We start from the raw sequence: 13,236 nt of genomic DNA on the forward strand, positions 1-13,236 counted from the left end.
CCAGCTTCTTGCGCCGCACCGCCCATGCGATGATACCCCGCACTTGGTTGTAGCGCGGCGTTTGATAGATGGCGGCGTGGCCACCCTCGACCGGCAGAATCGCGGGCAGCAGTTTAACCCCCATATAGGGCGTGAAGATCACCGCCTATCGCCTTGCCGTCCTGCGGGCGTCTCAGGATGTCGAGGACGCTTTTTCCACGCTGGTGCAGCAGGAAGCGCGCGCGGCATCGCTCCATGATGGCGAAGCCTCGCTGACGCGGGCGCGCGACGCCTCGATGGCGGCCTATAAGGGCGGGATGGTCAGCCTGATCGAGGTGCTCGATGCCGACCGGCGCCTGCTCGAAACCAGCGACGGCGCGCTTCAGGCTCGGGCGGCGGCAACGCGCGGCGCCATCGCCTCGTTCCGCGCGCTGGGCGGCGGATGGACCCCGCCCGCAACTCCGGAGACATAACCATGACCAAATCACCAACCGGCCTTGAGCAGGTGCAGGCCCTGCTGGCGGCAGGTAAGCAGCCGCCGCTGGGCGAAAAGTTGGGCATCGCGCTGGTCGAAGCCGGTCATGGCCATTGCATCTTCGAGGCCACACCCGACGGCAGCGCCTATAATCCGATGGGCACCGTGCATGGCGGTTTTATCGCCACCATGCTCGACAGCGCCTGCGGCATTGCCGCCCACACAGCGCTGCGGCCCGGCTATGGCTATACCACGCTGGAGCTCAAAGTGTCCTATCTGCGCCCGCTTCATGCCGACAGCGGGACGGTCTGGGCCACCGGACGCCTGCTCTCGATGGGGCGGCGCGCCGGTTTTGCCGAGGCCACGCTTCACAATGCCGAAGGGCAATTATGCGCAACCGCAACGTCCACATTGCTGCTTTTCGAACAGAAAACCTAATGGCCCACACCTAACGTCAAAAGCCGGAAAATAACTTAGATTGCTCGGCAGTCCTCGATTATCCTGCGCGCCCTCTGGTGGCCTCTTTCGCCCGCCCAGCATTTATTGGAACGGCATCCTGATCGGGAACAACGGGGTTCCGAAACCCCCTCCCCATCCCTGCCGATGCCATGGTGAAACAGCAATCCAGACGACGGAAGAAGATGCTGGCAACAGCGCCATGATAGCGCTATCTACCAGCCGGGAGAGCAAAGCCTGACGGCATGGCCAAGGTCATGCGGCGCCATTTTGCTCATTCTCCTTGTTCAAACATGCAGGCTCTTTCATGATCCTTCGTATGCCCCTTGGCCTGAGCGCCGCCCTGTCCGCCATAACGCTGTCCGCCATGGCCATGCCCTCCATCGCCCGCGCCGAAGACGGCCATCAGCTTTGGCTGCGCTATCCCCCGGCCACCGGCACGCCCGACCGCGCGGTCACGATTACCGCGGCTGATCCGCTAGGCAGGCCGCAGCTCAAACTGGCCATTGCCGAACTGAAGCGCGGCCTGGCGCCGCAAGGCGTCCAAGGCCCGTTCCGTCTGATGACGCCCGCCGACGGTTCATGGCCCGCCCGCTATGACCATCTGGGCGCCGAGGGCTTTGCCCTCTCCAGCCGCAAGGTGGGCGACCGCATAGACACACAGATCGCGGCCAAAACCGATCTGGGCCTGCTCTACGGCGTATTTCATTACCTCCGGCTTGCTCATAGCGGGGCGGATCTGGCCCGGCTGGATGTGGTTTCCTCGCCCCGGATCGCCCTGCGCGTGCTCGATCATTGGGACAATCTGGATGGCACAGTCGAGCGCGGCTATGCCGGGGCCTCGATCTGGGATTGGTGGCGCCTGCCCGACTGGCGCGATCCGATCTATACCGACTATGCGCGGGCCAATGCCTCGGTCGGGATCAACGGCGCAGTGCTCAACAATGTCAACGCCAAGGCCGACAGCCTGACCGCACCCTATATCGCCAAGGCGGCGGCGCTGGCCGATGTGTTCCGGCCATGGGGGATCAAGGTCTATCTCTCGGCGCGCTGGTCGGCGCCCATCGAACTGGGCGGGCTGAAGACGGCTGATCCGCTCGATCCGGCGGTGGCCGCATGGTGGCGGGCCAAGGCCGATGAAATCTATCGCGCCATCCCTGATTTCGGCGGTTTTCTGGTCAAGGCCAACAGCGAGGGCCAGCCCGGCCCGGCCGACTATCATCGCACCCATGCGCAGGGGGCCAATATGCTGGCCGCCGCGCTTAAACCCCATGGCGGCGTGGTGATGTGGCGGGCGTTTGTTTACGCTCATGACAATCCCGAGGACCGCGCCAAACAGGCCTATAATGATTTCAAGCCGCTGGACGGCCAATTTGCCGACAATGTGCTGGTGCAGGTCAAAAACGGCGCCATCGATTTTCAGCCGCGCGAACCGTTCCATCCGCTGTTTGGCGCCATGCCGCGCACCAATCTGATGATGGAATTCCAGATCACCAAGGAATATCTGGGCCAATCGACGCATATGACCTACCTCGGCCCGCTGTTTTCCGAAGCCTTGCAGGCCGATACGCTGGCGCAGGGCAAAGGCTCCACCGTGGCGCGCGTGGTGGACGGTTCGCTGGACGGACATCGGCTGACGGGGATCGCGGGCGTGGCCAATATCGGCGCGAACCGCGACTGGTCAGGCTCGATCTTCAATCAGGCGGACTGGTACGCCTTTGGCCGTCTGGCGTGGAACCCCGATCTCTCGCCCGAGAGCATCGCGCGCGAATGGGCGGCGCAGACCTTCTCACCCGCGCCCAAGGTGGTGGAGGCCGTCACCGCGATCATGATACCCTCACGCGAGGTGGCGGTGGACTACATGACCCCGCTGGGCCTTGCCCATCAGATGAGCGTCTATGGCCATTACGGCCCCGGCCCATGGGTGAACACACTGGCCCGGCCGGAATGGAACCCGGTCTATTACAACCGCGCCGATGCGCAGGGCATCGGCTTTGACCGCACCGCATCGGGCAGCAAGGCCATCGCCCAATATTCCCCCGCCATCGCGGCCAGACTGGCACGGCCCGAAACCACCGATGACAAGGATCTGCTGTGGTTTCACCATCTGCCCTGGACCTATCGCATGAAGGATGGGGCCACGCTGTGGGATGATCTGGTGCGCCATTATGATCGCGGCGTGTCCGGGGTGGAAAACATGCAGGGCCAATGGCAGGCGCTGAAACCCGCAATCGACGCGGAACGTTTTGAAAAGACAAGCGTGTTTCTGACCATCCAGCGCCGTGATGCGCAATTGTGGCGCGATGCCTCGATCGCCTATTGGCAATCGCTCAACCACCTGCCCCTGCCCGCAGGCAGCGCGCCGCCCGCGCATGATCTGGGCTGGTACAAGGCGCTGACCTTTCCCTACGCTCCGGGCAATCCCTGAAGCCCAAAGGACGCCATGACGCAAAGGACGGCAAACCTTTACGCCATGGCGCCTTTTGGCGGGCGGAAACCGGCTCGCCCGCCGCGTGATCCGGCCCGAAGGGAGGAGGGGCAGACCGGATATCGGATCGTCAGTATTTGAAACGCACGCCCGCGCGGAACACCCGCCCGATCTGGTCATAGAGCGCGGGATTGTTGAAGATGTAATTGCGTGCGGGCGTGCGGTTGGTCAGATTGTCGACCTTGAAATAGGCCGTAATCCCCTTTGTAATGTTCACCGATCCGCCCATATCCAGATAGAAGGCTCCGGCCATGAAATTCTGGTCGATGGTGGGGTTGTTGGCGGTCGATACAGGGCAACTGCCGGGGTTGCACACCACGTAGTTGTTGGCAAAAGTGCCGTCGCTGAACCAGCGCTCCTGCACCATCAGCGAGAATTTGTCATTGTCATAGCTTTGCACCGCCAGCCATTTCCAATGCGGCGTGTTGCCCAGATTGGACCCCGCGCTGTCGATGGGGATCGTGCCCGGCAGGCCGGTGTCGGTGATATAGTTGATCACATGGGTGGCCAGCGCGCGCAGCGTGAAATTGCCCGGCAAGCCCAGCGGGTTGCGCCAGCGATAGCTGGCCTCGATGTCAAAGCCCTCGGTGCGGATCGAGGCCAGGTTGAAGGGCTGGACATTGATGTAATTGCCGCCCGCCGGATTGTTCAGGTTGAAGGAGTTGCAGGTCTGGGGCAGCACGTTCTGATAGCAATATTGCACCATGTCATTGGCGCTGATCGAGGAGATCACGCCGTTGAGCTTGAGCTTGTAATAGTCGAACGAGATGTTGAGCCCCGGCATCCATGACGGATTGGCCAGCGCCACGCCAAAGGTGGTGTTACGCGCGATTTCCGGCTTCAGGTTGGGGTTGCCCACCACGCTCTGGATCACCAGCGTGGTCGTGTTGTGGAAGGGATCGAAGAAATTGGGCAGCGTCGTGGTGACGGGCGCGGCAAACATTTCCGACAGGTTGGGGGCGCGCACATCGCGCGATGTCACCCCGCGCAGCCGCAGGCCATCGATGGGCAGATCCCATGTGCCGCCCACTTTCCACGCTGTGACCGTGCCCGATGTGCTGTAATTGGTAACGCGCACAGCGCCATTGACGCTGGCATGGCCCATGGCGTCGGAATTGATGACTGGCAGGTTGGCCTCAAAAAAGCCTTCCTTCACGCTATAGGCGCCGCCGCCATTCTTGTAATTCCCCGCATACCAGTTGTTGCCCCCGGCCACCAGAACCGGATCGACCGGATAATTCCCCCCGCCGGGCGTATTGGCAAAGCCCGCGCCATAGGGATCGGCCGCCACACGATAGAATTCATGGCGGAATTCGCCGCCAAAGGCGATGGAGAGCGGCCCGGCCCACAGTTCCACCGGCGAGCCGGAAAAGCTGATGCTGGCCACATCCTGCGTCTGGCGGGTGCGCTGATAGGGGCCATATTGCGGCACGACATAGGCCAGCGCCGCAGCCGAAGGCTGTCCGCCCAGAATGTTGAGCGGTTGGCATCCATTGGCCCGCGCCACCGGATCGCGGCAGACAATCGCACCATTCAGCGTGATCGCGTCAATCGCCTGATTGAAGCGCTGGGTGAGCAGAATGTTACGCACATCGACATCGCTGTAATTGGTGCCGTGTTCGCCATAGATGTCGTATTTCCAGTCCTTGCCCGCCAGCGTGAAGGCCCCCTTGCCGCCCAGCACAAAGCGATACTGCCGCCTTTCGGTATAGACCTGTGTATTGCCCAACGCCGCATTGCTGGTGCCGAAGACGAAGCTGGCGATCCCGGCATTGGTGCAGGCATTCTGCACCAGAGCGGGCACAAAGGGGTTGGCGCACTGGATGGTCAGGCCCGGCTTGTTCATCCCGTTGACCGGCTGGTTATGGGTGTTCACCTTGCCGATATTGACGGTCAGATAGATCTCGTTGCGATTGTCGAGTTCAAAGCCCACCCGGCCATAGGTGTTCAGGCGCTCGATGCTGGATTGCAGCGAACGGCCCGTATCGACATTGCCCGACAGATCACCGCCCAGACAGTAGCCTGGATAGCAGCCCGCCACCGTGCCTGCCTTGTCATGCTGAGGCACGCCTCCCGAGCCGTATTGGAACTGGAACGGATTGCCGCGCGCGTCAAAGGCGATGCCCTGCAGCGGCCCCGCAGTGATCAGGCCGTATTTGGTGAAAGAGATCGATTGGGCCAGATCGCGCACGATATATTGCGGCGATCCGTCATTCAGAACGCCGCGGTTGATCTGCGTCGTCTGTGCAAACCAGTCGCGGCCATTGGCCAACCCAATGCCGAAATTCCCGCCGCCGATGCCTGCCTCATTGCTGTATTCCACGCTGCCGACCACATGCAGGCGGTCCTGAAGGAAGCTGGTGCCTCCGGCCAGTTGCACCTGATACTGCGCATCGTCGCCATAGGTGGTGATGCCGCCCTGCACATTGCCCTTCAGCCCCTTGAAATGCGCGTCGGTGATGAAATTGACGACGCCGCCCACCGCATCGGAACCATAGGAGGCCGATGCGCCGCCATTGACCACATCGACCCGTTGGAGCAGCAATTGCGGAAACAGGCTGATATCGGGAACGCCGGTGACATTGGCGCCCACCACGCGCTGTCCATCCAGCAGGGTCAGCGTGCGGATGGCGCCCACGCCACGCAGCGAGAAGGAGCTGAGCCCTTGCTGACCGCTGGAGGTGCTGAACGTATTGACCTGGGTGCCGGTCGAGCCCTGAAGCGAGGGCAGTTGCGCAATGGTGGTAAAGACATTGGGCTGGGCATTGGCGGCAAGACTGGTTGCATCGAGAATAGTGGTGGGCGTGGGCGCCTTGAAGCCGCTGGCGGTGATGCGGGTGCCGGTGACGATGATCTCACGGTCGCCTTTGGCCGCATCGGGCGCCGAATCGGAAGGCGCGGCCGGGACCGCCTGCGGATCGGCCATAGCCGCAACCGGCGACAGGCCGATGGCAAGCGCGGCCATGCGCAAGGCCGTGCCGCACAAGAGTGTATTGTGACGCTTCGCTCTTTTCAGGCTCATGTACCCCTCCAAGTCATTTATTTTTTGCTGATGGTATTTGGACGAACGTTGTGCGCGGCGCCGTGAGAATGGATATTCCAGCCTCTCTTGACACCCCAAGATAGTTAACGTTAACATTATTCGTACCGCGCAAATTTATGGCTGTCAACCAGGCGAATTTTGCGTTGTATTTTGGAAAAATCTCTCGATAAGGGAAAGTGATATCGCCATATAAAGGACGAAAACGAGAGGAACTGAGGAATTTTATGTTTACGTTATCAATCAATCTGGCAGCAGAGAAGCCAAGGCCGTGATTCCCGCCCTGCTCCGCAAATCGGCATGGCGCAAAACGCGCTGGATGGTGCTCGCCCTGTTTGTGGGTGCGATGATCATCAACTATCTCGCGCGTTCGGTCATGGGCGTGGCCGCGCCTGTCGTGCTGGCGCAGCAGGGCATATCCAATGCCCAATACGGATGGATCACCGGCGCCATGCAATTGGGCGTCATGCTGCAACCGATCGCGGGCTTTGTGCTGGACCGGTTGGGGCTGAAGCTGGGTTTTGCGCTGTTTGCGATTGGCTGGTCCATCGTTACGCTGGGCCATATGCTGGCGCGCGGCTGGATCGGCTTTGCCGCGCTGCGCCTCGTTCTGGGCTTTACCGAAGGTTCGGCCCAGCCTGCCGGGCAAAAGCTGGTGGCCGAATGGTTTCCCGCGCGCGAACGTGGCCTTGCCGGCGGCATCTACAATATCGGCGCCTCGTTCGGCGCGGTGCTGGCGCCGCCGCTGGTGGCATGGGCGGTCTATGCGGGCAGTTGGCGACTGGCCTTTGCCGTGGCGGGGGGGCTGGGGCTGATATGGTCGCTGCTCTGGCTGCACTGGTATGCGCCGCTGAGCCGCCATCGCGGCGTCAGCGCGCAGGAACGCGCCGCCATTGCCGAAGGGCAGGAAGCCCACCTGCAGTCAGACGCCCCGCCCGCCCCCATTCGCCAGCTTCTGGCACGCCGCAATCTGTGGGGCATTGCCCTGCCGCGCCTGCTGGCCGATCCGGTGTGGGGCATGCTTTCGCTGTGGCTGCCGCTTTATCTGGCGCGCGAGCGCGGATTTGACATGGCCCATCTGGCGCTGTTCGGCTGGTTGCCCTTTCTGGCCGCGGATCTGGGCTGCCTCTTCGGCCCGGCGGTGGCCAGCCGGCTGCAGCGGCGCGGCATCGCCCTGATCGATGCGCGCCGCCTCACCTTTACGATGGGCGCGCTGATGATGACGGGCATCGGTTTTGTCGGCCTTGTCGCCAATCCCTATGCGGCCGTGGCGCTGCTGTGTCTTGCCGGTTTCGCGCATCAGACGCTGTCGGTCACCATCATCACCATGGCCTCTGACCTGTTTCCCCGCAACGAGGTTGGCACGGTGGCCGGTTTTGCCGGTCTTTCGGCCAATCTGGGTGTGCTGATCTTTTCGCTCCTGCTGGGCAGTCTGGTTGACCGGCTCGGCTATTCCCCGTTTTTCATGCTGCTTGGCTGCCTTGATCTGCTTGGCGCCGGGCTGCTCTGGACTTTGGTACGCAAGCCATCATGAACAGCTTTGCCAATCCCGTGTTGCGCGGTTTCAACCCCGATCCGTCCATCCTGCGCGTAGGCCGGGATTTCTATATCGCAACCTCCACCTTTGAATGGTTTCCCGGCGTTCAAATCCACCACAGCCGCGATCTGGTCCACTGGCGCCTGGCCAGCCGCCCGCTTTCCCGCGCCAGCCAGCTCGACATGCGCGGCAATCCCGATTCCTGCGGTGTCTGGGCGCCGGACCTGACCTATGCCGACGGGCGCTTCTGGCTGGTCTATACCGATGTAAAGCGCTACGGCCTGACCACGGTGAACGGGGCGCATGGCGCCTCGATGCGCGATTTTCACAATTATCTGGTCGTCGCGCCCAACATCGATGGGCCATGGTCCGATCCAGTCCATCTCAACAGCAGTGGGTTTGATCCGGCGCTGTTCCATGATGATGACGGGCGCTGCTGGCTGCTCAACATGCTGTGGGACCACCGGCCCGACCGGGGCCGTTTCGGCGGCATCGTGCTGCAGGAAATCGACAAGGAAACGTTGCGCCTGAAGGGCGAGCGGCGGCTGATCTATCGCGGCACGGAGCGCGGCTTTACCGAAGGGCCGCATCTCTACAAACGCGATGGCTGGTATCACCTGCTGGTGGCCGAAGGCGGCACGGGATGGAACCATGCCGTGGTCATGGCGCGCAGCCGCTCGATCGGCGGACCTTATGAAACCCACCCTGACGGCGCGGTGCTGACGGCGGCAGGGCGGCAGGAAGGCGCGATCACCCGCGCGGGCCATGGCGATCTGGTCGAGCTGGAGGATGGCAGTCCGTGGCTGGCCTATCTCTGCGGGCGGCCTCTGCCCGGACTGGCGCGCTGTCCGCTGGGGCGCGAAACGGCGATCCAGCCGATGCGCTGGGACGAGGATGGCTGGCTGCGCAGCGTGACGCCCGGCGCGCAGCCGGACCCCAATCCGCCATTGCCCTCCCTGCCGCCGTGCCCCTGGCCGGAGCAGCCATGGGACGGCCAATTTGCGCCCGGCCCCCTGCCCGACGATCTGCAATGGCTGCGCAGCCCCGACAGCGGGCGACTGTGGAGCCTCGATGCGCGTCCGCATTGGTTGCGGCTTTATGGACGGGAATCGATCAAGAGTCATTTCGAGCAGGCGCTTGTCGCACGCCGCTTTCAGCATTTCCGCTTTACGGCCTCCACCTGCATCGATTTCGATCCGGCCCATTTCCAGCAGAATGCTGGACTGGTATGCTATTACAACAGCACGAAATTCTACTATCTCCACCTGACCCGCGATACGGGCGGGCGCGAATTGCGGATCATGTCGGCCATTCCCGGCACCGGCGCCCATGACAGTCTGGTCGCCTCCGAATTGCCCGCCGGGCCGATCGAATTATGCGCCGAAGTGGACCACCAATGGCTGCGCTTCGGCTGGCGGGCGAAAGGTGCGGATGCATGGGAATGGGCGCCGCAAAGGCTTGATGTCAGCGTGCTTTCCGATGAGGTCTCGCTGCCCGGCTATCCCAATTTCACCGGCGCCTTTGTCGCCATGGCGTGTCAGGATCTGTCGGGCGCGGGGCGCCATGCCGATTTCGCCTGGTTCCGCTATGATGCGCGGGATGACGCGCCCGATCAGTCCGGCTCCGCCACCGAAATGCGCGCGGTGGAATCGCGATAGACGATTGAATGATCCAGCACACAGTCGCTGACCGCGCCCGGCCTCAACAGGGCCGGGCCGGCCTCCTGCGCCACATAGGCCAGCGCCTCGGCGGCCAGACGGCGCAGCGGCTGATGCACTGTGGTCAAGGTCGGCCACAGGGTGACGGCGGCGGCCGTATCGTCAAACCCCACCACTGTCAGCGCGCCGGGGACATCAATCTGGCGGCGGTGCGCCACCGATACCACGGCGGCGGCCATATCGTCGTTGCTGGCGAAAATGGCCGTGGGCGGCGATGGCGCGTCGAGCAGCAGCTCGCCTGCAGCAAGGCCCGAAGTATAGCTGAAATCGCCCTGCGCCACCCGCACCTCGACCCCGCCTATTTCGCGCACGGCGGCATAGAATCCGGCCATGCGCTCGGCGCTGGCGGCCTGATCGGGGTTGCCCAGAATAAAGCCCAGCCGACGGTGGCCCAGATCGAGCAGGTGATGCGTCATTTCATAAGCCGCGCGGTGATTGTCGATCCGCACACAGAGCGCGTCCGAAATCTTGTAGGCCCCCACCGCCGCAATGGGCCGCCCCAACGGTTCGAGCACCGAGAGGATCTTGCGCGATTCGCCCAGCGGCGGGGCAAGGATAAAGCCCGAAAGCCCCGCCGCAGCGAATTGTTCGAGGGCCTCAGGCCCCGGCGCCTTGCCCGCCTCGCCCTTGAGCAGCGAGAGGCGGGCGCCGCGAATGGAGGCCTCCTCAAAAATGCCGGTCAGAAACTCGCTCATAAAGGCGGCGCTGGGGTTGGAATAGATCACCCCCACTTGCAGCTCGGTCGAGGTGACCAGACTGCGCGCGGCGACATTGGGCGTATAGGACAATTCCCGGATCGCCTTTTCCACCGCCTCGCGCGTTTCGGACCGCACGCCTTCCCGGCCATTGATGACGCGCGAAACCGTCATCGCCGAAACACCCGCAAGGCGGGCAACGTCGATGATCGTGGCGCCTCCACCGGAACGATCAGACCTTGCCATGCCAAACCTTTCTACCCGCTATCTGACAAGATCCTTTAAGTAAGGTTCAGCCCTTTTGAAAGCCATCTTGAGCGCCCGGCCTCACTCCTTCGCGCGCAGGCGGTCGGCGGCATTGACCAGTTCGATCCAGGTCGCCCCTTCGGGCACGACATATTCGTTCTCGCCCCAGAAAAAGGGCCAGTCCTCGTGGTTTTCTGGAAAGTCGGGCTTGATGATCAACACGCCCGGCACCACGCCCCCCGCGATATAGGAAAAGTCGGCCCGGTTGTTGCCATAGGCCACCTCCTTGGACACCGTGCCCACACCCGAGACGAAGGAAATGTCCGAGCCGGGATGATGGCCGGTGATATAGGCCACCCCGCGCCAGACCGCATCGCGCCCGACGATTTCGGGAAAAGCTCCATGCAGCGCATCGGCCACCAGCGCATAGGCCATAACCGTGCTGGCCCCGGCCCATCCCCCGGTCGTGATCGGCACGCCAAAGGGATTGGTGCGGGCGATGCGGTCGCTTTCCTCTTTCCATTGGCGCACGGTCGGGATCATCGCCCGGCGATAGGCCGCAGGCATATAGGGCAGCGCGGCCACCGCCGTCTGCGCATTGGGGGCAAAGGCCCCGGCCACCTTGGGCCAGAGCGCCATCACAGCATCGGCATAGGCTTTTTTGCGCGTGGTCTTGAGCAATTCTACGGCTGCGGCAAATTTCTCCCAATCCAGCGGGCCACCCGTCGTGTTGCCATGCGAAAAGAGGTCGGGCGCGTGGGACTGCTCCTCCTGCCAGACGCGCTCGGCCGTGGCCAAAGCCTTGGTCGAGAGCGCATCGTCCTGTCCCTTGAGCACCCTGCCGGCCGCCGCCAGCGCCGAGAGCGATCCATAATTAAGCGCCGAAACCTTGCTGGTAAAAGCCCAGCGATCATCGGGCGTGCCACTGCGCCCGTCGTGCATTTCGCCGGGCTTGAGCGCCGGATCATAGGGCAGACCATCGGTCTTGTTCACCGCATCGCCCAGATGCGTGTATTGCGCCACATCGGGCTCGACAATGCCGTGGATCGCATGGCCCACCGCGTCGAACTGGGCCAGCAATTGCAGCGTGCCATGGGCCACCTGCTGCACCACATCGGGCCGCCCGTCGGGCACATGGATCTCGACATGGCGCCGCGTCTCGTCCACGCTGACCGTGTCGCGATCCAGCCCGAAACGCTCGCGCGAGGCGGCCAGCGAGCGCACCACCTGATATTGCGACTGGGTGCGAATGTCGAAGTCGCCCGCATCGAACCATCCGCCCACATTCAGACCCGGAATGGGCTGGCCCGGCTGAAAAGGCGTGTCGGTGGTCGGCCCCTGACGATAAAGGTCGATATGTTCGTGATTGACCGGGGCCTGCCGCGCATCATCGCGGTGGGAATCGCCGTGCCACACACGATAGGCCTCATTCACCGAGACATGATCCATCGCCACCGGGAAATAGACATCATTGGTGGCATGCCAGGCATCAGCATAGACATCATCGGCAATACGGAAAGGCGCGGTGCGCACATCGCCATATTCGAGTTGATAAAGGCCCGGCTGCTTCACATCGCTGAAGTCCATCTGCAGATAGTGATAGCGCAGATAATCGCCCCATTCGCGTGGCTGCTCGGACCGAACGGTGGTTGGTGCGCCATCCGCGCCAATACGCAGCAGGCGCAGCGGCAGGCGGCGTTTGTCATTGGCATCCAATTCCACCGTGGCCAGTTTGGAGGCCGCAGGCGCATAGCCCAATTGCGAATGGGCGATCACCGGGCGGCGCAGCCATCCGGGGCTGGTCTGGGGCCGGATCGTCCATGTCAGCACCGCCCCGCTCTTGCCCGCAGGCAGCAGCGAGCGCAGCACGAACCAGCCGTTCTGCGCCTGATTGCGGCCATCAAAGAGCATGATGGGCGCATTGCCCGTGATCCTCACCCGCCGCGCCGGATCTTCGGGCGCAAGGACGAAATCACGCCCGTTGGCCATGGGCAAAGGTTCGGCCCCCGGCCCTTCGCTGCGCCCGCTGGCGGCATTGCGCTGATCGGTCTGAACCATGGCGCCAACGGGATGGAGCGGGAAACTGCCCGCCACGCCATCGGCCATAAAGGCATGATGGAAATAGGCCGAGGGTAGGAATTCCAGATTGAACCCGGCCTTGCCCACCAGAGCATCGGGAACCGGACGGTCGAGCAGGATGCTGACCACCACGCCGTCACCCTGCTGCTGCGCGCGGATCGTATAGGCCCAATCGTAATCGGCATAGCGCAGGCGCGTTTCGATCACGCCCGCCGCGCGGTCCACCTTGCGCGTGACCATGGCGCCGATCGGGTCCCACTGGCCCGGCGTGGCCGAAAGGCGCACATCGCCATTGGTGGCATTGCGCAGACCCTGCTGGATGATCTCGACGCCGCTGATCTTGGAATCGGCAAACAGCCCGTCATACCAATTGGAAAAGGCCAGCACATTGACCCCAGCCGCCTCGTAATAGCCTTTATCACCCAAGGACAGGGCATCGGGCGCATTTTGCGCCCATGCCGGGGCGCCGACGGCCAACAGACCAAGGCAAAACAGCAATCTGGACTTTCCGGGCATGGCCCCC

8 protein-coding genes are annotated in these 13,236 nt (G+C 63.0%); 5 read left to right on the top strand and 3 right to left on the bottom strand.

What is annotated here, in order from left to right:
* The first annotated feature begins 131 nt into the window (after positions 1 to 131).
* The 3 genes from GGR38_RS21480 to GGR38_RS21490 all read left to right on the top strand — a co-directional run bounded on the left by GGR38_RS21480 (position 132) and on the right by GGR38_RS21490 (position 3,338).
* On the top strand, positions 132 to 452 hold the full coding sequence (locus GGR38_RS21480; RefSeq protein ID WP_281379482.1) for a TolC family protein: 321 nt from the start codon (positions 132 to 134) through the stop codon (positions 450 to 452).
* 2 nt (positions 453 to 454) lie between these two features.
* Entirely contained in the window at positions 455 to 892 is a 438-nt protein-coding gene (locus GGR38_RS21485) for a PaaI family thioesterase (RefSeq protein ID WP_183628640.1), read from the top strand.
* Between the two features lie 385 nt (positions 893 to 1,277).
* Complete coding sequence (locus tag GGR38_RS21490; protein ID WP_246405160.1) at positions 1,278 to 3,338, top strand: alpha-glucuronidase family glycosyl hydrolase; 2,061 nt, start codon at positions 1,278 to 1,280, stop codon at positions 3,336 to 3,338.
* Between the two features lie 130 nt (positions 3,339 to 3,468).
* Here GGR38_RS21490 and GGR38_RS21495 read toward each other — a convergent pair whose 3' ends face one another.
* Complete coding sequence (locus GGR38_RS21495) at positions 3,469 to 6,420, bottom strand: TonB-dependent receptor plug domain-containing protein (RefSeq protein ID WP_183628642.1); 2,952 nt, start codon at positions 6,418 to 6,420, stop codon at positions 3,469 to 3,471.
* 289 nt (positions 6,421 to 6,709) lie between these two features.
* On the opposite strand from GGR38_RS21495, the gene GGR38_RS21500 reads away from it, so the two are divergent.
* Together GGR38_RS21500 and GGR38_RS21505 are read left to right on the top strand one after the other, a co-directional pair.
* Positions 6,710 to 7,972 (top strand): MFS transporter, encoded by a 1,263-nt coding sequence (locus tag GGR38_RS21500; protein WP_343059195.1) that lies wholly within the window; start codon positions 6,710 to 6,712, stop codon positions 7,970 to 7,972.
* The gene (locus GGR38_RS21505; protein ID WP_183628644.1) at positions 7,969 to 9,633 is read left to right on the top strand and encodes a glycoside hydrolase family 43 protein; all 1,665 of its coding nucleotides are present in this window, start codon (positions 7,969 to 7,971) and stop codon (positions 9,631 to 9,633) included. The genes GGR38_RS21500 and GGR38_RS21505 overlap by 4 nt, the downstream gene beginning before the upstream one ends.
* Here GGR38_RS21505 and GGR38_RS21510 read toward each other — a convergent pair.
* Entirely contained in the window at positions 9,588 to 10,634 is a 1,047-nt protein-coding gene (locus GGR38_RS21510; protein ID WP_172342746.1) for a LacI family DNA-binding transcriptional regulator, read from the bottom strand. The two genes, GGR38_RS21505 and GGR38_RS21510, sit on opposite strands and share 46 nt — an antisense overlap.
* Positions 10,635 to 10,715: 81 nt before the next feature.
* On the bottom strand, positions 10,716 to 13,229 hold the full coding sequence (locus GGR38_RS21515; protein ID WP_183628646.1) for a glycoside hydrolase family 9 protein: 2,514 nt from the start codon (positions 13,227 to 13,229) through the stop codon (positions 10,716 to 10,718).
* Positions 13,230 to 13,236: the final 7 nt, after the last annotated feature.

Origin of the sequence: Novosphingobium sediminicola (assembly GCF_014196525.1) — a bacterium.
In the GTDB taxonomy this organism is placed as follows: Bacteria; Pseudomonadota; Alphaproteobacteria; order Sphingomonadales; family Sphingomonadaceae; genus Novosphingobium; species Novosphingobium sediminicola.

Bases quoted from the DNA above. Each gene is read 5' to 3' on its own strand.
- GGR38_RS21485 (WP_183628640.1), top strand. From the start codon at position 455: ATGACCAAATCACCAACCGGCCTTGAGCAGGTGCAGGCCCTGCTGGCG.
- GGR38_RS21490 (WP_246405160.1), top strand. From the start codon at position 1,278: ATGGCCATGCCCTCCATCGCCCGCGCCGAAGACGGCCATCAGCTTTGG.
- GGR38_RS21495 (WP_183628642.1), bottom strand. From the start codon at position 6,420: ATGAGCCTGAAAAGAGCGAAGCGTCACAATACACTCTTGTGCGGCACG.
- GGR38_RS21505 (WP_183628644.1), top strand. From the start codon at position 7,969: ATGAACAGCTTTGCCAATCCCGTGTTGCGCGGTTTCAACCCCGATCCG.
- GGR38_RS21510 (WP_172342746.1), bottom strand. From the start codon at position 10,634: ATGGCAAGGTCTGATCGTTCCGGTGGAGGCGCCACGATCATCGACGTT.
- GGR38_RS21515 (WP_183628646.1), bottom strand. From the start codon at position 13,229: ATGCCCGGAAAGTCCAGATTGCTGTTTTGCCTTGGTCTGTTGGCCGTC.